Here is a 19,978-nt window from a genome sequence, read left to right as displayed (position 1 = left end):
GACCGAAGATCCGGCGTCTCAGCACCGCAATTCCCTAACGGAAGTTCGTCATACGCCTTGATTTGACGCTTCAGATATGGCTTTGACCGCGGCTTGCCCCGCGAGATTACCGTGCTGGACCAGTTCGTCTGTCCCTATTGCGAAGCTGCGCTCAACAAGGGCGTGCTGTCCTGCCGCTGCTGCGGCCGGGACCTCACGCCCGTTCTGCCGCTGCTGCGCCGTCTCGATGCGCTGGAAGAACGTCTCGCCGCTCTTGAGAAGCAGCCGGAAGAAGGCCGTCCCGCGCCCGCTGGCGCACGGGTGCCCGAGCCTTCGCCTGCCACCTTTGCCGACCTGGTGGAACCATCGCCTGAAGCGGCGCCCGCCACCATAGGGCTCGCACGCCGGCGCTTCTGGGTGCTGCCCTTCGGCCTCGTGCTGCTGCTGCTCGCCTATTGCGCGGTGATCCTCTGGCTCGACCTGCCGCTCTGGACCCTGCGTCTCGCCTCGATCGCGATCCCGTTCTTCACGGGCCTGATCTATTTCGGTATCCGCCCACGCCTGATCGCCTTCGACATCGGCGTTGCTATCGTCTTCGCAATTTTTTCCGTCGCGACCATGAACGCGTTGCTGGGCTGGCACGACAACATACCGCTCCTTCCGCAGGGGGCGGTGGCCTGGCGCGAGACTTCATTCTACGCGCTGAGCATCGCCGCCTCGATGTTCTCGGGGATGTTGCTGCGCGTGACGCAGGCTGCGCTCGCCGCGCGCGGCCTCGTCTCGCTGCCGGAACTGCGGAAGGGGCTGCAGGCCGTCCATGGCAAGGTGCCGATGGAAACGCTGAAGACCATCGAAACCACCATCCTCATGGCCGGCACCGCCATTTCGGCAATCGCCGGCCTCATCGCTGCAATCCTTGGAGTGAAATAGGACGATGATGAAGTCTGTGCTCGCTCGGCACATGCTGGCTGCCGTTCTCGCCACCGCCGCCCTGCCGATGGCGGCGCAAGCCGCCGACCCGGTCCACCTCATCACCCGTGAGGAAGCTGGCCTGCCAGCCGCGGCCAAAATCCCGGCCAGCACGCGCAACCTGACGCGCGGCCCCGGCATCGACACGCTTCCGACGCCGGATAAGGGCGTCGACGGCAAACCCTTCCGCCTCAACGTGCGCTTCCTGCCGGCGAACAGCGTGCCGATCGATCCGGCGACCGTGCGCGTCTTCTATCGCCGCGACCCTCCGGTCGACATCACCCAGCGCATCAAGCAGTACATCACGCCGAACGGCATCGACGCGCCCGCAGTCGTCGTGCCGAGCGGCAGCCATATCATCGAGATCGAGGCCACCGACAAGGAAGGCCGCATCGGCCGCAGGCAGATCACACTGACCGTCGCCCCGACATCGTGACATCGAATGGGGCGGCGGACGCGCAACCCGTCACGCCGCCCTGTCCGCGAAGCTGAAGAATTTGTGGCCGAGGAACGAGAACACCATCACCACGCCCGTGGTGACGAGTTGCATCGGCAGATAGGGCAAGCCCGCCCGCGCCACGAAGAGATGCATCAGGATGCCGGTGAGCACGAAGCCCCCGGCCGCGATCAGGGCGAAGCGCCAGCCGGCCTGTGCATGGCTGCGGGTCGCGTCGAAGGTCATCCACCGGTTCAGGGCATAGGAAACCAGCGCGCCGACGATGAAGCCGGCGAGCGTCGCCGGCACGGGGTCGATGCGGCCGAGCTCGACCAGGCCGATCAGCACGCCGTAATGCGCGACCGCGGTCAGCCCGCCGGCAAAGACATATGCGGCGAGCTGGCGGAATTGGCGCGGATAGCGACGAAGCGGCATCCGCGCTTCCTAGAGGATGCCGCACGCGCACGGAAGCCCGTCAGCCCGCGTCGCTGCCCGCGAGATTGGCCGGCATGCCGCCGACGGGCATGTCGAGCCCCTGCTTCAGCGTATCGAGATGGTATTCGCGGATGCGCCCGTTCGTAGGGTCGCTGACGAAGGCATTGCCGCCGATCACGGCGAGGTTTGGCGTCGGGGTCTTCGCGCCATAGGCGCAATCGAAGGCCGGCACCGCCTCGAAAGCCGCCAGCTCCTTCCAGGTCGGCGCGATCTCATAGATCCTGAGCTTGCCGTCCGGCGTCAGATTGGCGAGCCGATTGCCATTGCCGCTGAGCTCGAACTGGCAGGCGGCCTGCCCGCCCGGCACGGCCAGCACGTCCTCGATCTTCAGCGCCTTAGCCTCCGGATCGATCCGCAGCAGCGCGTCGTAAGGCGCCTTCAGCCCGTAATTGCCGACGAGATGGCGCCCGCTGTCGCGCGCCTTCAGCGCGCTGACGCGGCGCTCGTCGGGATAGCCGAGCTTGCGCCCGCTCCATGCCGCCGCAGCCCCCTTGCCAGCCTTCGACAGAACCAGCAAGCCGCCGCCTTCGCCCTCAGCGCAGCCGAAGACATGGCGCCCCCGTGCTTCAGCCGTGCCATGGAAGAGCTTGCAGGAGGCGTCGGGCTTTGCGGCGTCGTCGAACAGCGCGACGCGCTTCCAGTCCTTGCCCTCCGCGAGAACCTCGAAGCCGTTCGGGCGCGACGAGGCGCTGCGGTCGTCGCCTTTGGCATAGGCCGGGTTCGGGATCGACATCAGCCATTGCCGGCTGCCGAGCGGCACGGCGATGCCGTGCTGCGGCGCTGGGCTCGGCCAGATCGTGACGGTTGGCTTTCCCTTAGCGAGGCTGTCGATCGCGACCAGCACCGCCTTCGGCTCGCTCTTGCCTTCCCAGGGCCGCCGGCCATCGAAGAACAGAGCGAGCTGCCCGTGGCCTGAAAGCACATGCGCCGGCCGGTCGCCTTTGACCGCGAAATCAAGCAGCTTCGGCGTCGCCTTGTCGAGATCGACATGGTCGCCATGCGATTCCGCGATCAGCCCGGTATCGAGGATGCGCAACGTACCCGCCTCGTCCCCGGTCTTGACCACGACATAGCGCCCGCCGGAAACGCCGGCAAAACCGGGGTTGGCCTTCGGCACATCGAAGCTGTGCGTGACCTCGCCGCTGTCGAGATCGAGGATGCGGACGACCGGCTTCTCATGATCGGCGAAGACGAGGCGCCCGCGCAGCGGGGCATGATCATGGGCAAAGGCCGCGGAAGCGAGCAGGCAGCCGGCAAGGCCGGCAGCGGCGAGACGGAAGGAAGGCACAGGGGTCTCCAGGGCAATAATGGAATACTATAACATTGCATCACTACCACACAGACTCAACCCCGCTTCCGTGCTGCCGGTGGACAAGCCGCACCGCCCGGCAGGCGCTCGCCGGACGATGATCGTCAAGAGCCTGCTGATTTTGCGCGGAAACACGCGTCATCCCGAGCGACCGAAGGAAGACCCGGGATCCATCGTAGAGCGGCGAGCTTTACGATGGATTCCGGGTCGGCGCCGCTTCGCGGCTTGCCCGGAATGACGCTCCGGTTCCGTGAAAACAAACCAAGGTCGGACCAGCTCAGGCCCGGACCTCGAACACCATGTTGAACGGCGTCTCGGTCGCCCGGCGGAAATGCTGGAAGCCCGCATCCATCGCGACCTTGCGCAACCGCATCTCGCCCGCCTGCGCGCCCAACCCAAGCCCGACCTCCTGCGAGAGCGAGGCCGGCGTGCAGATCATGGTCGAGGCCCCGTAGAAAATCCGCCCGACCGGGTTCAGATTGTCCTTGAGATGGTCGTGGGCGAAAGGCTCGACGATCATCCAGCTGCCATCCTTGGCCAACGATTCACGCACATGCTTTCCGGCACCGACCGGGTCGCCCATGTCGTGCAGGCAGTCGAACATCGTCACGAGATCGTATTTCCGCTCCGGGAAATCCTTGGCCGAGGCACGCTCGAAGACGATGCGGTCGCCGACGCCGGCCTTCTCCGCTGCCTCGCGGGCCCGCTCGATCGACGGCCCGTGATAGTCGAAGCCGTGGAAGCGCGACTTCGGATAGGCCTGCGCCATCAGGATGGTGGAGGAGCCGTGACCGCAGCCGACATCGGCGACGGTCGCGCCCTCCATCAGCTTGGCCTGGACGCCGCTCAGCGCCGGAATCCAGTCCGCCGTCAGATGCGCGTTGTAGCCCGGCCGGAAAAAGCGCTCGGTGCCCCGGAACAGGCATTTGCTGTGCTCGTGCCAGCCAAGCCCCGAGCCGTTGCGGAAGGCCTCCTCGACCTTCGGCTCGTCGAGCCACATCGACTGGATGATCTCGAAAGCGCCGGCGAAGAAGGCCGGGCTGTCCTCTTCCGCGAAGGCCATGGCCTGCTCCGGCGAGAGGCTGAAGCTGTCGCTGCCCTCGTCGTATTCGACATAGCCGGCAGAAGCCTGGCCAGCGAGCCATTCGCGCAGATAGCGCTCCTTGAGCCCGGTCTTCTCGGCCAGTTGCTGGGAGGTAACGGGTTCGCCGTCCGCCATTGCCTTGTAGAGGCCGAGCTGGTCGCCCAGCACGATCAGGGCGCCGGTGACGGAGGCACCGACATCACCGACGAGGCGTCCAACCAGGGCATCGAGTTTTTGAGGGTCGGCAGCACGCATGGCCATGCTCCTCGGGTTCGGGCGTGGCCGGTGCCGTGTCGCGATCCGGCTCGACGCCATCGCGGAAACAGGAACGCTAGACCCGTGCGAGGGCCTGTCAACGTGACGAAGTCTGACCCTGAGCCTGCTCGGCGCCCGCGAGCCATTCCGACCCCAGCCGCGGCAGGTTCGGATCGCGCCGCGCCGTCTCGATGACGCTGTCGATCAGCCCCGGAAAGCGCTGGTTCAGCTCCTCGCGCCGGATGCTGAGATAGCGCGACGTGCCCTCCGCCCGTACGCGGGTGATGCCGGCCTCGCGCAGCTTGGCGAAGTGATAGGACAAAAGCGAGGGCGAGGCGAAGGCGGTGAAATGGCTACAGCGCGCCTTGTCGACCTCGTTGACGTCGGACAGCGCGACGAGGATGCCGAGCCGGATCGGATCGGCCAGCGCCGCGAACACGTCGGCGGGCGCAACATCCTCGATATCAGGGTGAAAGACCGGCTTCATAGCCTCCGAGATAGGCGATGCCGTCGCCGCTGACAATATTCAACATTCATTGAAATTACCCTTGTGGCAATCGCCAGGCGAGTATAATTCAACGATCATTGAATTTCGAACCCAGCTTTCGAAACAGCGATCATCCGCAAGGATCACTCCCCAAGGGTCACTCCAATGGATACGCGCCTTCTCTCGCTCGCCGGCGGCGCCTTCGCCATCGGCACGGGCAGCCTGATCGTCACCGGCATCCTGCCCCATCTCGCCTCCGGCCTCGCCATCTCGGTCGATACTGCCGGCCTGCTGATCTCGATCTTTGCGCTGGCCTATGCGATCGGCTCGCCGATTCTCTCCACCGTGCTCGGTGACGCCGATCGCAAGACGGTGCTGGCCGGCGCGATCACCGTCTTCGGCCTCGCCAATCTCGGCGCCGCCTTCGCCACCGACTTCTGGGTGGTGATGGCCGCCCGGATCGTGATGGCGTTCTCGGCCGGCGTCTTCATGCCCGCCGCCAACGCCGTCGCCGTCGCGGTCTCTGCCCCGGAACGCCGCGGCCGCGCCATCGCGCTCGTCACCGGCGGCATGACCGTCTCGCTGATTCTCGGCATACCCATCGGCACGGCGGTCGTCGGCTTCGGCGGCTGGCATCTCGCCTTCCTGATCGTGGCACTGGTCAGCGCGCTCTCGCTCGTCGGCCTCTTGGTCAAGCTTCCGCGCGGCCTGCCGCGCGGCACCAATACGCTGCGCGAGCGGCTGCAGGTGGCGGCGCGCGGCGACGTGCTGCTGGCCCTCGCCACGACCATGCTGTGGACCACCGGTGCCTTCGTTCTCTACACCTATATCGCGCCCTTCCTGACCAATCACGCCGGCATCACCGGCCCCTGGCTCGCCGCGACGCTCGTCGTCTCCGGCCTCGGCTCGGCCATCGGCAACCAGCTCGGCGGCATCGCCAGCGACCGCTTCGGCCCCGAGCGTTCGCTGAGCGTGGTGCTGTCGATCCTGGCAGCGGCGTTGGCCTCTGCCTCGCTGATCGCGATCAACCTGCCGCCGGCTTTGGCGATCTGGCCGATCCCCTTCGTGCTCTTCATCTGGAGCGCGGCGGGCTGGGCCGGCCATCCCTCGCAGATGTCGCGACTGGCCGCGATGGCGCCGGATGCCACCGTGGTCGCGCTCTCGCTCAATGCTTCCGCGCTCTATTTCGGCATCGCGGCTGGCGCAGCGCTCGGCCAGCAGGTGATGCGCCATGCCGGCACCTGGCCTCTCGGCTTCGTCGGCGCCGCCTGCGAGGTCGCGGCGCTCGCGGTGCTCGCATTCACGCTCCATCGCAAGCGCGCCGCTAGGCGCGTGCCGTCCCTCTCGGAAACGGCAGCGCCAGCCCGCAGCTGAGACGGTGCGGGCGGATCAGGCCGCTTCCGCCCGCCGCCAGGCCGGGAACGGGTCCGGCAGGTCGCGATAGCGCTCGGGGTTGAAGCGCAGCGGCAGGGCATCGCCGACGAGGCAAAGGTCGAGCGCGGCGCGAATCGCCGCCTCGTCCAGCTCGGTCCCGATGAAGACCAACTCCTGCCGGCGGTCACCCCAGACGGAATGCCAGTTGCGGTTCAGGATCGCCGTCCATTCGGGATGATCCGGCCAGCGCGAGCGCGGCACGGCGGCCCACCAGAAGCCCATCGCCTCGGTGCGGCAGATGCTGCCGGCAAGCGACATCTCGCCAACCCAGTCGGGCCGCGTCGCCAGCCAGAAATGCCCCTTGGCGCGGATCAGCCCCGGCCATGTCCGGCTCAGGAAAGCGCTGAACTTTTCGGGATGGAACGGACGCCGTGCCCGGTAGACGAAGGAGGAAATGCCGTATTCCTCCGTCTCCGGCACATGATCTTTGAAGCCGTAGAGCTCCTTGTGCCAGAGCGGGTGTTCCTGCGCCTTCTCGTGGTCGAACAGCCCGGTATCGAGCACGGCATCGAGCGGCACCTTGCCGAAATCCGCTTCGACCTGCCTTGCGTCCGGGTTGAGCGCGCGCACGATCTTGCTGACGGCCTCGCGCTGTTCCGGCGAGGCGTCCGAAATCTTGTTCAGCACCACCACATCGGCGAACTCGATCTGCTCCACCAGGAGGTCGACCAGCGTGCGCTCGTCGCCCTCCCCCGCAGTCTCGCCGCGTTCCCTCAGGAAATCGCGCGAGCCGTAATCCCTGAGCAGGCTCACGGCATCGACCACCGTCACCATGGTGTCGAGCCGCGCGACATCCGACAGCGAAAGCCCGGCCTCGTCGCGGAATTCGAAGGTCGCGGCGATCGGCAAGGGCTCCGCGATCCCCGTCCCCTCGATCAGCAGGTAGTCGAACCGCCCCTCCTCGGCGAGGCGGCGCACCTCGGCCAGCAGATCGTCGCGCAACGTGCAGCAGATGCAGCCGTTGCTCATCTCGACCAGCTTCTCGTCGGTGCGCGAGAGCTTGCCGCCGCCCTCCCGCACCAGATCGGCGTCGATATTCACCTCGCTCATGTCGTTGACGATGAGCGCGACCTTGCGGCCCTCGCGGTTGTTCAGGATGTGGTTGAGCAGGGTCGTCTTGCCGGCTCCGAGGAAGCCGGACAGGACAGTGACGGGCAGGCGACGCATAGGGAGAACCTCGACATGAAACGTTATAATATAACATTTCATGAAAGCCTCCTGCCTGGCAAGTGCCGTGACGAAGCCGTGCACATCTGGCCGTGCCGCTCCTTTTAGCTTTCCCCCGCGGCCTTCGCCGTCTATAGCGAGCGCCTAGCATTCATTCAGACGCTCGCCACGCCTCCGCTCGCCCGATCGGACCGGCCTTGCGCGCGCCTGCCCAAGACCGGTCGAGATCATGCCCAAGCGCACAGACATCAAGTCCATCCTGATCATCGGCGCCGGCCCCATCATCATCGGCCAGGCCTGCGAGTTCGACTATTCCGGTACCCAGGCCTGCAAGACGCTGAAGGCCGAGGGCTACCGCATCATCCTGGTCAACTCGAACCCGGCGACGATCATGACCGATCCGGACCTGGCCGACGCGACCTATGTCGAGCCGATCACGCCGGAGATCGTCGCCAAGATCATCGAGAAGGAGCGCCCCGACGCGCTGCTCCCGACCATGGGCGGCCAGACCGCGCTGAACTGCGCGCTCTCACTCAACAAGAAGTCGATCGTCCAGCCCGATGGCAGCAAGATCAGCGTGCTTGAGAAGTTCGGCGTCGAGATGATCGGCGCCACCGCCGAGGCCATCGACAAGGCCGAGGATCGCGAGCTCTTCCGCGAGGCCATGACCAAGATCGGCCTGGACACCCCGCGCTCGCATCACATCAAGACGCTCGGCCAGGCGCTCGACGCGCTTGAGGATATCGGTCTGCCCGCGATCATCCGCCCGTCCTTCACCATGGGCGGCACCGGCGGCGGCATCGCCTACAACAAGGGCGAGTTCATCGACATCGTCGAGCGCGGCATCGACGCCTCCCCCACCAGCGAGGTCCTCATCGAGGAGAGCGTGCTCGGCTGGAAGGAATACGAGATGGAGGTTGTCCGCGATAAGGCGGACAACTGCATCATCGTCTGCTCGATCGAGAATTTCGATCCGATGGGCGTCCATACCGGTGATTCGATCACGGTCGCACCGGCCTTGACGCTGACCGACAAGGAATACCAGATCATGCGCGACGCCTCGCTGGCGGTGCTGCGCGAGATCGGCGTCGAGACCGGCGGCTCGAACGTGCAGTTCGCGATCGATCCGGCCACCGGCCGCATGATCGTCATCGAGATGAACCCGCGCGTCTCGCGCTCCTCGGCGCTGGCATCGAAGGCGACCGGCTTCCCGATCGCCAAGGTCGCAGCGCGGCTCGCCGTCGGCTACACGCTCGACGAGATCGAGAACGACATTACGGGCGGCGCGACCCCGGCCTCCTTCGAGCCGACGATCGACTACGTCGTCACCAAGATCCCGCGCTTCGCCTTCGAGAAGTTCCCGGGCTCCGAGCCGACCCTGACCACCGCGATGAAGTCGGTCGGCGAGGCCATGGCGATCGGCCGCACCTTCCAGGAAAGCCTGCAGAAGGCGCTGCGCTCCCTTGAGACCGGGCTCGACGGCCTCGACGAGATCGAGATCGAGGGCTTCGGCCAGGGTGATGACCGCAACGCCATCAAGGCAGCGATCTCGACGCCGACGCCGGACCGGATCCTCCATGTCGCCCAGGCCATGCGCGCGGGCTTCACCGACGAGGACATCCACGAGAGCTGCAAGATCGACCCGTGGTTCCTCGCCCAGATGCGCGAGCTCGTCGAGACCGAGGAGAAGATCCGCAAGATCGGCCTGCCGACCACGCCCGGCGCGTTCCGCCAGATCAAGGCGATGGGCTTCTCGGACAAGCGCCTCGCAGCCGTCTCGGGCAAGACCGAGGCCGAGGTCAGGAAGGCGCGCCGCGCGCTGGAGGTCCGCCCGGTCTACAAGCGCATCGACACCTGCGCGGCCGAGTTCGCCTCGCCGACGGCCTACATGTATTCGAGCTACGCCATGCCCTTCGCCGGCAAGGCCGCGGACGAGGCTAATCCCTCGGATCGCAAGAAGGTCGTGATCCTCGGCGGCGGACCGAACCGCATCGGCCAGGGCATCGAGTTCGACTATTGCTGCTGCCACGCCTGCTACGCGCTGCGCGACGCCGGCTACGAGACCATCATGGTCAACTGCAACCCGGAGACGGTCTCAACCGACTACGACACCTCCGACCGGCTCTATTTCGAGCCGCTGACGGCGGAAGACGTGCTCGAAATCCTCGAGACCGAGAAGCAGAACGGCACGCTGATGGGCGTCATCGTCCAGTTCGGCGGCCAGACCCCGCTGAAGCTGGCGAACGCGCTGGAAGAGGCCGGCATCCCGATCCTTGGCACCTCGCCCGACATGATCGACCTCGCCGAGGACCGCGACCGCTTCAAGCGCCTGCTCGACAAGCTGCACCTGAAGCAGCCGAAGAACGGCATCGCCTATTCGGTGGAGCAGGCCCGCATCATCGCCAGCGAGCTCGGCCTGCCCTTCGTCGTGCGCCCGTCCTATGTGCTCGGCGGCCGCGCCATGGCGATCATCCGCGACGAGATCATGTTCGAGGATTACCTGCTCGGCACCCTGCCCTCGCTGATCCCCTCCGAGGTCAAGGCCAAGTACCCGAACGATAAGACCGGCCAGATCAACACGGTGCTCGGCAAGAACCCGCTGCTGTTCGACCGCTACCTGTCGGACGCGATCGAGGTCGATGTCGACTGCCTCGCCGACGGCAAGGACGCTTTCATCGCCGGCATCATGGAGCATATCGAGGAAGCCGGCATCCATTCCGGCGATTCGGCCTGCTCGCTGCCGCCGCGCTCGCTCTCGCCCGAGACGATCGCCGAGCTGGAGCGCCAGACCAAGGCGATGGCGCTCGCGCTCGATGTCGGCGGCCTGATGAACGTCCAGTACGCCATCAAGGACGGCGAGATCTATGTGCTCGAGGTCAATCCGCGCGCCTCGCGTACGGTGCCTTTCGTCGCCAAGGTCATCGGCCAGCCGATCGCCAAGATCGCCGCCCGCGTCATGGCCGGCGAGCCGCTTGCCAGCTTCGGCCTGAAGCCCGCGAAGCTCGACCATGTCGGCGTCAAGGAAGCGGTCTTCCCCTTCGCGCGCTTCCCCGGCGTCGACGTCCTTCTCGGGCCGGAAATGCGCTCGACCGGCGAGGTCATCGGCCTCGACCGCTCCTTCGACACCGCCTTCGCCAAGAGCCAGCTCGGTGCCGGTTCCAAGGTGCCGGTCAAGGGCACGGTCTTCGTCTCGGTGCGCGACGAGGACAAGCCGCGCATCGTCCCGGCGGTCCGCATCCTCGCCGATCTCGGCTTCCGTATCCTCGCGACGGGCGGCACGCTGCGCCACCTGCAGGAGCAGGGCATCTCGGCCTCCAAGATCAACAAGGTTCTGGAAGGCCGCCCGCATGTCGTCGACGCGCTGAAGAACAGCGAGATCCAGCTCGTCTTCAACACCACCGAAGGCCCGCAGGCCCTGGCAGACTCCCGTGCACTCCGGCGCACGGCCCTCTTGCACAAGGTGCCCTATTATACCACCTTGGCCGGAGCGATCGCTGCCGCGGAGGGCATCAAGGCCTATTGCAGCGGCGATCTCGAAGTACGATCCTTGCAATCGTATTTCGAGCGCGCGGCCTGACAGGCCGCTCGTCGCACATCACAGATTGAGCGGAAGCGCGGGAACCGGCGGTCGATTTGCCGCCGGTGAGCCGCGCTTTCGGAGCTTATGGGACGGAAGGTATGGAAAAGGTTCCGATGACCGCGGGCGGCTTCGCCGCCCTGGAGGCCGAGTTGAAGGACCGTCAGCAGGTCCAACGCCAGCGCATCATCACCGCGATTGCCGAGGCGCGCGCGCTGGGTGACCTTTCCGAGAACGCGGAGTATCACGCGGCCAAGGAAGCGCAGTCGCTCAACGAGGGCCGGATCATGGAACTCGAATCGCTGATCGGCCGCGCCGACATCATCGATATCGCCAAGCTCGCCGGCGGCGACACGATCAAGTTCGGCGCCACCGTCAAGCTGATCGACGACGATACCGAGGAAGAGAAGAGCTACCAGATCGTCGGCGAGCCGGAATCGGACGTGAAGTCCGGCAAGGTCTCGATCGGCTCGCCGATCGCACGCGCGCTGATCGGCAAGAAGGTCGGCGATTCCGTGCAGGTCAACACGCCCGGCGGCGGCAAGTCCTACGAAGTCGTCAGCGTCGTCTTCCGCTGAGAGAACGGAACCGCGCCATGTCCCCTCTCCCCCTGCGGGAGAGGGTTAGGATGAGGGGTCTCGCGACGCTCATAGCCAGCGCTCCCCGACGCCCATCAATGACTTCGACCTGCGCGCCCCCTCATCCGGCCCTGCGGTCCTACCTACTCCCCCAAGGGGAGAAGGTAGGACCGCCCCCTACCCCGCCAGCACGACTCGCATCGCCTTGATGATGCCGTCCACGGCGACGCTGGCCAGGATCAACCCCATCACGCGGCTGATGATGCTCGCCCCCGCATTGCCGATCACCGCGATGATCCGCGAGGCGCTGAACAGCAGCCCTAGCAGGATCGCGAAGATGATCGCGATCTGGATCACGGTCTCGGTCTGCTCGATGAGGCTGAATTTCGAATTGTCGGTGACCGTCATCACCGTCAGCATCGCGCCGGGGCTGGCGATGCTCGGGATCGCCAGCGGATAGACCGCCTTTTCGAGATCGGAGGAGCGCAGCAGCTTCTGGTCCTCCTCCAGCTTCGATTCGCCGAAGATCATCGTCAGCGCGAACAGGAACAGCACGATGTTGCCGGCGATCTGGAACGAGCTCAGCTCGATATCCATGGCCGTCAGTAGGACCTGGCCGAGTACGACGAAGAACAAGAGCACGAGGAAGGCGACGAGCGAGCCCTGCAGCGCGATGCGCCGTGCCGCTGCGGCGCTCAGTCCCGCCGTCACCGCCAGGAAGACCGGCAAGGTCCCGATCGGGTCGATCACGACCCAGAGCTTCACGAATTCGGTCAGCCAGCGTTCCACGGCAGTGCCCCTCCGGTCGCGCCGGTGCCGGCGCGCCTCCCCCGCCCCGATAGACCGGATTTCGACACGGCTTGGCAACCATCTCCCGCGCATGATCGCGCGCAACCGCCAGCCATGGACTATCGCTGGTCCGTCCCTACATTGAGGCGACAGGCTTTTCGGAGATCCGGCCATGATCACCCGTCGACAGGCACTGGCATCCGCGTTCGGAGCTGCCGCGCTGGCCCTGGCGCCGGCGGTTTCCCCCGCTTTCGCGCAAGGACGGGCGGTCGGCACGATCCGCGTCGATGCGCTGCCCTCGGTCGTGGAGGCTTGGGGTCCCAATCTGCCGATGGTGAAGACCGAGCTGGAGCGAACGCTGGTCGAAATTCTCGGGCCGTCGCTGCAGCGCGGCGCCGGGACGAAGCTCGTCGTCACCATCGGGCGCCTGTGGCTCTCCAGCAGCACGCGGGGCACTGGCTTGACCGGAGCCCACGAGGACTACCTCGAAAGCACGGCGACGCTCTATGATCGCAGCGGCCGGCCGCTCGCCAGCTATCCGATCCGGTCCACGGAATCCGCCACCGGCGCCGGGCTCCAGCCCCAGCCCGAGGCCGACTGGTTCCGCCTGAGGGCCTTGGCCCGCAACAATGCCTGGTGGGTGAAGCGCTACATCACCGGCTGAACGCCGGCCGTCAGCCGAACGGCACGATCGGCTCGTCCTTGACCCGGTCGAGGGCGAGCGCGGTCCGGACATTGCGCACATTCGGCATCGCCGTGAGCTCGGCGACGAAATCCTGGAAGGCCTTCAGGTCCGGCGTGACGCATTTCAGGGAGAAGTCGATATCGCCCGAAAGGGTCCAGCACTCACGCACCGCAGGCCAGTTCCGCATCCGCTCCTGGAAGGCAACCAGATCGGCCTCCGCCTGGCTCGCCAGATGCACGAAGGCGAAGCAGACGACCTCGAAGCCGAGCTTCCGCTCGTCGAGATCGGCATGGTAGCCGCGGATCAGCCCGGCCTCCTCCAGCGCGCGCACGCGCCTGAGGCAGGGCGGCGGCGAGATGCCGACGCGGCTGGCGAGCTCGACATTGGTCATGCGCCCATCGGCCTGGAGTTCGCGCAGGATGCGCAGGTCGATATCGTCAAGTTTGGGGCGCACGAAAATCCTCGCGTGAAGGTCGCGCTGGTGTAGACGGCGGCGTCAGGCGATACAAGGCGCATGCCACGAGCCCAGACCGCCATGCACGACAATCCGGAGCCGAAAGTCTGGGTCCTGACCGACGGCAAGGCCGGCGACGAACTGCAGTGCCTGGGCGTCGCCGAACGGCTCGGCATCGTCCCCGAGATCCGCCGGGTGAAGCCGCGCAAGCCCTGGGCCTGGCTGATGCCGCGCGGGCCGATCGACCCGCGCGAGGCTCCGGACCGGCCGGAGAGCCCGCTCAAGCCCCCTTTTCCCGATATCGCCATCGCCTCGGGCCGACGCGCCGTGGCCTATCTGCGCGCGTTGAAGCAGGCCTCGAACGGCGCGACCTATACCGTGTTCCTCAAGGATCCGCGCACCGGCCCCGGTGCCGCCGACCTGGTCTGGGTCTCCGGCCATGACAGGCTGCGCGGCGACAACGTCCTGGTCACCACCACCTCGCCGCATCGCCTGACGCCCGGCAAGCTCGCCGCCGCCCGCGCCGTGCCGCCCCCGGCCATCGCGAGCTTGAACACACCACGCGTAGCAGTCCTGGTCGGCGGCGACAGCCGGCATCACCGTTTCACGCCGGCCGATATCGAGCGCCTCGCCCGGCAGCTCGATGAGCTCGCCGGCTCGGGCGCAAGCCTCATGGGCTCGCCCTCCCGGCGAACCTCATCCGCGTTGGGGGCGGCCGTCGCCGCCGTCTTCGCCAGGCATGGCGGCTGGTGGTGGGACGGCACGGGCGAAAATCCCTTCCTCGCTTTGCTCGCCAATGCCGATGCGGTGGTGGTGACGGCCGACTCCACCAACATGATCGGCGAGGCCGCGGCGGCAGGCCGGCCCGTGCTGGTTTTCGAGCCCACGGGCGGCCATCCCAAGATCGCGGCGCTGGTCGCGGCGCTGGAGCGCGAGGGCGTTGTGCATCGCTTCTGTGGACGTCTTGAAGGCGAGGCTTACGAACCGATAGACTCAACCCCGATCATAGCCGATGCGATACGGCAAGGCTGGCTGCGCCATCGGGCTGCACTGGAGTTCACGCGCGCCTGAACCCGGTTGCCCTTGTTTCGGCGCCACGCCGGCGTATCTGACGGATCGAGACTGCGGCTCCCGCCCGCAGGAGAGGAATTGAGACGATGGCCCATACCCACGCCCGCGTCATGATCATCGGCTCCGGCCCGGCCGGCTACACCGCCGCGATCTACGCCGCCCGCGCCATGATGGAACCGGTGCTGATCTCCGGCATGCAGGCCGGCGGCCAGCTGATGATCACCACCGATGTCGAGAACTATCCCGGCTTCGCCGACGTCATCCAGGGCCCCTGGCTGATGGAGCAGATGCGCGCCCAGGCCGAACACATGGGCACGAAGATGGTCTCCGACCACATCGCCCGCGTCGACCTCTCGCAGCGTCCTTTCCGGCTCTGGGGCGATGGCGGCGAAACCTATTCCTGCGACGCTCTGATCATCGCGACCGGCGCCCAGGCCAAGTGGCTTGGCCTGCCCTCCGAGCAGGCCTTCCAGGGCTTCGGCGTCTCGGCCTGCGCGACCTGCGACGGCTTCTTCTTCCGCAACAAGGAGGTGGCAGTCGTCGGCGGCGGCAACACCGCCGTCGAGGAGGCGCTCTATCTCGCCAATCTCGCCAGCAAGGTCACGCTGGTCCATCGCCGCGACAGCCTGCGCGCCGAGCGCGTGATGCAGGAGCGCCTGTTCAAGCATCCGAAGATCGAGGTGGTCTGGGATAGCGAGATCGCCGAGATCTGCGGCGGCACCACGCCCCCCAATGTCACACATCTGCGCCTGAAGAACCTCAAGACCGGCGCCGAGAGCGAACTGAAGACCGACGGCGTCTTCATCGCCATCGGCCACAAGCCGGCGACGGAGCTGTTTGTCGGCCAGCTCGCCATGAACGAGTCCGGCTATCTCGATGTCGAGGCCGGCACGACCCGGACCAATGTCGAGGGCGTCTTCGCCGCTGGCGACGTCACCGACGAGCATTACCGGCAGGCAGTGACCGCCGCCGGCCTGGGTTGCATGGCGGCTCTCGACGCCGAGCGCTGGCTCGCCGCCACCGCGCTCGACCGCCGTGAAGCAGCGGAATGAAGGCTTTCGCGCAACCCATCACTGACTCTGATGGGTTGCGTCACCAGATTCACGACGAATAACAGAGACTCCCCGTCACACAGGCGTTGACGCACAACGCCTTTATCCCCCATCATGCAAAAAACGCATAACGGGGAGATGCGCGGTGGATTGGGACCGCATTAGAATCTTTTATACGGTCGCGGAGTCAGGCAGCTTCACCAAAGCTGGCGATGTTCTCGGCTTGAGTCAATCGGCCGTCAGCCGCCAGATCGGCGCGCTGGAGCGGGAGCTGCGCGCACCGCTGTTCCATCGCCATACGCGCGGCCTCATCCTCACCGAGCAGGGCGAATTGCTGTGGCGCGCCGCCCGCGAGATGACTCAGCGGCTGGAGCGCACGCGCTCGCAACTCTCCGAGACGCGCGAGCACCCCTCAGGCGAACTCAAGGTCACGGCGACCCGCGGCCTCGGCGGGCACTGGCTGACGCCGCGCCTCTCCGAGTTCATGGATCTCTACCCCGACATCCGGGTCGAGCTCATCCTCACCGATGAGGAACTCGACCTGTCGATGCGCGAGGCCGATATCGCCATCCGCCTGCGCCAGCCCCAGCAGCCGGACCTGATCCAGCGCAAGCTCTTCACCGTGCACTTCCACGTCTACGCTTCGCCGGCCTATGTGAAGCGCTTCGGCGAGCCCAAGAGCTACGACGATCTCGACAACCACCGCATCCTGTCCTTCGGCGGCACCTCGCCGTCCTACCTGACGGCGGTGCACTGGCTCGGCACGATGGGACGCGACCAGCGCAACCCGCGGCCGATCCATCTGACGGTCAACAACATCACCGCGATGAAGCGGGCCGTTGATTCGGGCGCCGGCATCGCCGTGCTTCCGGACTACCTGATCGAGACCGGCTCCCCGCTCGTGCAATTGATGCGCGAGACGGAAATGCCGCAGCTCGAAAGCTATCTGGTCTATCCCGAGGAAATGAAGTCGGTCGCCCGCGTCCAGGTCTTCCGCGACTTCCTCATCCAGAAAGCCCAGCGCTGGACCTACTAATTGTGCCGTCACGGCGGAAGAATCGGGCGCCTCACGGCGCCCGTTTTGATTCTGGCGGTTTTGTGACCAAATCGGCATCTCGCATGCGCCAAAATCGAACGGTTCGCCTGAAAACTGTTCAGCAGCGGACAAAAGCTAGGTTTCCAAGGGGCCTGCAACTTTCCCGCGCAGCCCCCATCCTGCAATGAACGCATATTTCTCAACCATTTAGGCTCAAATTAGCGCCATCTGCCCTTCGTTCATGCATCATGCGCATGGCGGACCCAAGATATGTTGCATTGCAAAATGGCAGGTCCTGGCCGATATTGAACTCACGGTTGTTCGAAACGGGCTCCGCAATCTCCTCCCGGCGTTGAGTTCGTTTCAGCCGTTCCCCTCTGAGATGTTTGGCGGTTTCGCCAGATGTTTCAAACTTTCAAAGCCGGCTCCCCTCGGGGACGCCGGCTCTTTTTTTACCTGTATGTTACGGCCTTTGCCCGGCTGCGCTCTTTCCGGCATCGCCAAACGGAAAAAGGCGCCGCCCCCGAGGGCGACGCCTTTCGCATGCCGTAATGGCCGCTTCGATCAGGCGGCGAGCTTGCCGGCGATCTTGGCGAAATTGTCGACGAAGCCCTGCAGAAAGCCGCGCGTCGCCTCGTTGGTGACGTTGTGCTGGGCGTCGATCAGATCGTCCTTGAAGGTGACGAAGACCTGGCTGCCGACGACGACCCCGGCAAGATTGGTCAGGATCATCCGCAGCTCGTTCTGCGAGACGGCCGTGCCGACGGCGCCGCCGCTGGTGCCGGTGACGGCGACCGTCTTGCCGGCCCAGGAATTCTTGCCATAGGGACGCGAGGCCCAGTCGATCGCGTTCTTGAGCACGGCCGGAATCGAACGGTTATGCTCGGGCGTGACGATCAGAATCGCGTCGGCCGCCTCGATCTCGCGCTTCAGGCGCAGGGTGGACTCGGGCCGGTTCGACTCCAGGTCCTGATTGAACATCGGCAGGTCGTCGATCTGGACGAAACTGACGTCGAAAGCGCCCTCACCCAGCTTCGCAAGCGCCTGGGCCAGCTTGCGATTGATCGATTCGCGGCGGTTGCTGCCCACGATGATGGCAAGCTTCAGTTTGGCCATGACAGTCCCCAGTGAGGGTGGAAAGGCCGAAACAGTAGAGGCCGCAACCACGGCGGCGCAAGCAGCGGCGCTGCAAGGGCGGCATTGCGCGATTTCAAGCTGCAGGGCTGGTTAGCGACCGCTCAGTGCCGCCCGGGCCGGGCCGCCAGCGGCAGATCGTCGAACAGACTGGGCTCGGCGCTGGTGCGCGCCTTCTCGATGGTCAAGATCCGGAGCTTGATCTCGACACCGCCTTCGGCCGAGAAGCCGCCGGTCTTGCCGCCGGCGGCCAGGATGCGATGGCAGGGCACGATGATCGGCCAGGGATTCTGGCCGAGCGCGACGCCCACCGCCCGCGCCGCGCCGGGATCTCCGATACGCTGCGCCACCTCGCCATAGGTCAGGGTTTCGCCATGCGGGATCGCGAGCGCGACCTCATAGACCTTGCGGTTGAAGTCGGAGACGTTCTCCAGCGCCACCGGCAGATGCGACAGGTCGCGCTTCTCGCCATCGAACAGCGCGCGGATGCCGGCGACGGCTTCCGCGACGAAGCCCTCGGCTTCCGTCTCATCAGCCTCGGGAAACCGCCGCTCCAGGCGCTTGCGAGCGTGCGCCTCATCGCGCTCGGGCAATTGCGCGCCGATGAAGCGCTCACCTTCCCAGATCACGGCGCAGGGGCCGATCGTGGTCTCGAACAGATGGAAATGCTGATTGGCCATGTGCGACTCGTGTCGTTCCGGCGAAGAATGACACGAGGTCTAGCACGGCAGCGGCAGGAGACGGCACCCGAAACCTGCCGAGTGCCGTCCTCGCATCGAGCGCCTGCCTCACATGAAGAGCTTCTCGCCCTCCAGCCCCTTGTAGAGCACAGCGACCTGGTCGCCATAGCCGTTATAGATCTGCGTTGGCCGCCGCTCGCGCGAGCCCAGGATCTGCTCGCTCGCCTGGCTCCAGCGCGGATGCGGCACGGCCGGGTTCACATTGGCCCAGAAGCCGTATTCGGAGGCCTGCAGGCCTTCCCAGAAGGTCTTCGGCCGCTCGGCGACGAAGCTGATCCTGCGGATCGATTTCACCGACTTGAAGCCGTACTTCCATGGCGTGACCAGGCGAATCGGCGCGCCATGCTGCGTCGGCAGCGGCTTGCCGTAGATACCGGTGACGAGCAGCGGGAGTTCGTTCGTGGCCTCCGCGATGGTCAGCCCTTCCGTATAGGGCCAGGGATACCAGCGCTGGCTCTGCCCCGGCGCGACGCGCGGGTTCATGAAGGTCTCGAAGCGGATGTATTTCGCGCCCGAAAGCGGCTTGGCGAGTGCGACGAAGGAAGCGAGCGGGATGCCGGTCCACGGCACGGCCATCGCCCAGGCCTCGACGCAGCGGAAGCGATAGAGCCGCTCCTCGATCGGCAGCTTGCGGATGAGGTCGTCGAAGCCGATCTCGAAGGGCTTCTCGACGAGACCGTCGACCTGGATGCTCCAGGGCCGCGTGGCGAGCCGCCGCGAGGCCTCGACGATGTCCTTCGTCATGCCGAATTCGTAGAAATTATTGTAGTTCGCCGCGTCCTCTTCCTTCGTCTGCGGCACGCCCAGCACATAGGCGGCATTGCGCTTGGCTGGATAGAGATCGAGCGTCGGATCGGGCGTCTGCGCCGACACGGCACTTGGCAAAGCGGCGCCCGCGATCAATCCGGCGCCGGCAGTCATCAACTGGCGGCGATTGAGGAACACGCCCTCGGGCGTGGCCTGGCTTTCCGGCATTTCCCAGCCGGCACGGCGCTTGATCAGCATGACGGACATACTCCATTTTCGCTCGATCGCTGCGCGCCCGTTCGGGCGCGACAACAGTGATCGAGCGATTTGTCATCGCATCGGATTCTCCCGAAAAGTGGCTTCCACTTTTCGGTCCGATGCCATGGGCTCGTTAGGCCACGAAAGCGGGGTCACGGCAATTCACGAGGGAGAGAGACGCGACTTCCCTTCTCCCCTCGGGGGAGAAGGTGGCAGCGCGCAGCGCTGACGGATGAGGGCAG

At 65.9% G+C, this 19,978-nt stretch carries 19 protein-coding genes; 9 read left to right on the top strand and 10 right to left on the bottom strand.

Annotation, left to right across the window (positions count from 1 at the left end):
* Nucleotides 1–93: 93 nt before the first annotated feature.
* Both ACODTJ_RS04640 and ACODTJ_RS04635 read left to right on the top strand, forming a co-directional pair.
* The gene (locus ACODTJ_RS04640; RefSeq protein ID WP_454656047.1) at nt 94–909 is read left to right on the top strand and encodes a hypothetical protein; all 816 of its coding nucleotides are present in this window, start codon (nt 94–96) and stop codon (nt 907–909) included.
* A 4-nt stretch (nt 910–913) separates the two neighbouring features.
* Nucleotides 914–1,384, top strand: coding sequence for a hypothetical protein (locus ACODTJ_RS04635; RefSeq protein WP_454656046.1), 471 nt, complete (start codon nt 914–916; stop codon nt 1,382–1,384).
* Between the two features lie 30 nt (nt 1,385–1,414).
* On the opposite strand, the gene ACODTJ_RS04630 is transcribed toward ACODTJ_RS04635, so the two are convergent.
* The 4 genes from ACODTJ_RS04630 to ACODTJ_RS04615 form a co-directional block, all read right to left on the bottom strand.
* Nucleotides 1,415–1,819: a GtrA family protein gene (locus ACODTJ_RS04630; protein ID WP_257731426.1), complete on the bottom strand. Its 405-nt coding sequence runs from the start codon at nt 1,817–1,819 to the stop codon at nt 1,415–1,417.
* A gap of 40 nt (nt 1,820–1,859) precedes the next feature.
* A complete protein-coding gene (locus ACODTJ_RS04625) occupies nt 1,860–3,167 on the bottom strand; it encodes a hypothetical protein (RefSeq protein WP_454656045.1) in 1,308 nt (435 codons plus the stop codon).
* Nucleotides 3,168–3,465: 298 nt separating this feature from the next.
* Entirely contained in the window at nt 3,466–4,527 is a 1,062-nt protein-coding gene (locus tag ACODTJ_RS04620; RefSeq protein ID WP_454656044.1) for a class I SAM-dependent methyltransferase, read from the bottom strand.
* A gap of 97 nt (nt 4,528–4,624) precedes the next feature.
* Complete coding sequence (locus tag ACODTJ_RS04615) at nt 4,625–5,014, bottom strand: ArsR/SmtB family transcription factor (RefSeq protein ID WP_454656043.1); 390 nt, start codon at nt 5,012–5,014, stop codon at nt 4,625–4,627.
* Nucleotides 5,015–5,179: 165 nt separating this feature from the next.
* On the opposite strand from ACODTJ_RS04615, the gene ACODTJ_RS04610 reads away from it, so the two are divergent.
* The gene (locus ACODTJ_RS04610; RefSeq protein ID WP_488847709.1) at nt 5,180–6,388 is read left to right on the top strand and encodes an MFS transporter; all 1,209 of its coding nucleotides are present in this window, start codon (nt 5,180–5,182) and stop codon (nt 6,386–6,388) included.
* 15 nt (nt 6,389–6,403) lie between these two features.
* Here the strand turns inward: ACODTJ_RS04610 and zigA are convergent, their stop codons facing one another.
* The gene (gene zigA / locus ACODTJ_RS04605; RefSeq protein WP_454656041.1) at nt 6,404–7,615 is read right to left on the bottom strand and encodes a zinc metallochaperone GTPase ZigA; all 1,212 of its coding nucleotides are present in this window, start codon (nt 7,613–7,615) and stop codon (nt 6,404–6,406) included.
* 229 nt (nt 7,616–7,844) lie between these two features.
* Here zigA and carB point away from each other — a divergent pair, with 229 nt between their 5' ends.
* Together carB and greA are read left to right on the top strand one after the other, a co-directional pair.
* On the top strand, nt 7,845–11,192 hold the full coding sequence (gene carB, locus ACODTJ_RS04600; protein WP_454656040.1) for a carbamoyl-phosphate synthase large subunit: 3,348 nt from the start codon (nt 7,845–7,847) through the stop codon (nt 11,190–11,192).
* A gap of 101 nt (nt 11,193–11,293) precedes the next feature.
* Nucleotides 11,294–11,770: a transcription elongation factor GreA gene (gene greA / locus ACODTJ_RS04595; RefSeq protein ID WP_047579718.1), complete on the top strand. Its 477-nt coding sequence runs from the start codon at nt 11,294–11,296 to the stop codon at nt 11,768–11,770.
* Between the two features lie 177 nt (nt 11,771–11,947).
* On the opposite strand, the gene ACODTJ_RS04590 is transcribed toward greA, so the two are convergent.
* Nucleotides 11,948–12,559 carry a MarC family protein gene (locus tag ACODTJ_RS04590; protein WP_454656039.1) on the bottom strand — a complete coding sequence of 204 codons (612 nt, stop codon included), beginning with the start codon at nt 12,557–12,559 and terminating at the stop codon, nt 11,948–11,950.
* Nucleotides 12,560–12,731: 172 nt separating this feature from the next.
* Between ACODTJ_RS04590 and ACODTJ_RS04585 the strand changes: the two genes are divergently transcribed.
* Nucleotides 12,732–13,223 (top strand): hypothetical protein, encoded by a 492-nt coding sequence (locus ACODTJ_RS04585; protein ID WP_454656038.1) that lies wholly within the window; start codon nt 12,732–12,734, stop codon nt 13,221–13,223.
* A gap of 10 nt (nt 13,224–13,233) precedes the next feature.
* On the opposite strand, the gene ACODTJ_RS04580 is transcribed toward ACODTJ_RS04585, so the two are convergent.
* Nucleotides 13,234–13,698 (bottom strand): Lrp/AsnC family transcriptional regulator, encoded by a 465-nt coding sequence (locus tag ACODTJ_RS04580; RefSeq protein WP_454656037.1) that lies wholly within the window; start codon nt 13,696–13,698, stop codon nt 13,234–13,236.
* 60 nt (nt 13,699–13,758) lie between these two features.
* Here ACODTJ_RS04580 and ACODTJ_RS04575 point away from each other — a divergent pair, with 60 nt between their 5' ends.
* From ACODTJ_RS04575 to ACODTJ_RS04565, 3 genes are all read left to right on the top strand, one after another.
* Nucleotides 13,759–14,769, top strand: coding sequence for a mitochondrial fission ELM1 family protein (locus ACODTJ_RS04575; protein ID WP_454656036.1), 1,011 nt, complete (start codon nt 13,759–13,761; stop codon nt 14,767–14,769).
* An 86-nt stretch (nt 14,770–14,855) separates the two neighbouring features.
* Nucleotides 14,856–15,821, top strand: a complete 966-nt coding sequence (gene trxB / locus ACODTJ_RS04570; protein WP_454656035.1) for a thioredoxin-disulfide reductase — start codon at nt 14,856–14,858, stop codon at nt 15,819–15,821.
* Nucleotides 15,822–15,966: 145 nt separating this feature from the next.
* The gene (locus ACODTJ_RS04565; RefSeq protein WP_079591033.1) at nt 15,967–16,857 is read left to right on the top strand and encodes a LysR family transcriptional regulator; all 891 of its coding nucleotides are present in this window, start codon (nt 15,967–15,969) and stop codon (nt 16,855–16,857) included.
* A gap of 564 nt (nt 16,858–17,421) precedes the next feature.
* Here the strand turns inward: ACODTJ_RS04565 and ACODTJ_RS04560 are convergent.
* From ACODTJ_RS04560 to msrP, 3 genes are all read right to left on the bottom strand, one after another.
* The gene (locus ACODTJ_RS04560; protein WP_454656034.1) at nt 17,422–17,973 is read right to left on the bottom strand and encodes an NADPH-dependent FMN reductase; all 552 of its coding nucleotides are present in this window, start codon (nt 17,971–17,973) and stop codon (nt 17,422–17,424) included.
* A 122-nt stretch (nt 17,974–18,095) separates the two neighbouring features.
* Nucleotides 18,096–18,671 (bottom strand): methylated-DNA--[protein]-cysteine S-methyltransferase, encoded by a 576-nt coding sequence (locus ACODTJ_RS04555; RefSeq protein ID WP_454656033.1) that lies wholly within the window; start codon nt 18,669–18,671, stop codon nt 18,096–18,098.
* 108 nt (nt 18,672–18,779) lie between these two features.
* Entirely contained in the window at nt 18,780–19,736 is a 957-nt protein-coding gene (msrP, locus tag ACODTJ_RS04550) for a protein-methionine-sulfoxide reductase catalytic subunit MsrP (RefSeq protein ID WP_454656032.1), read from the bottom strand.
* Nucleotides 19,737–19,978 lie beyond the last annotated feature (242 nt).

Source organism: Allobosea sp. FG18 (assembly GCF_057809495.1).
This window is presented reverse-complemented; position numbering and strand designations above follow the sequence as displayed.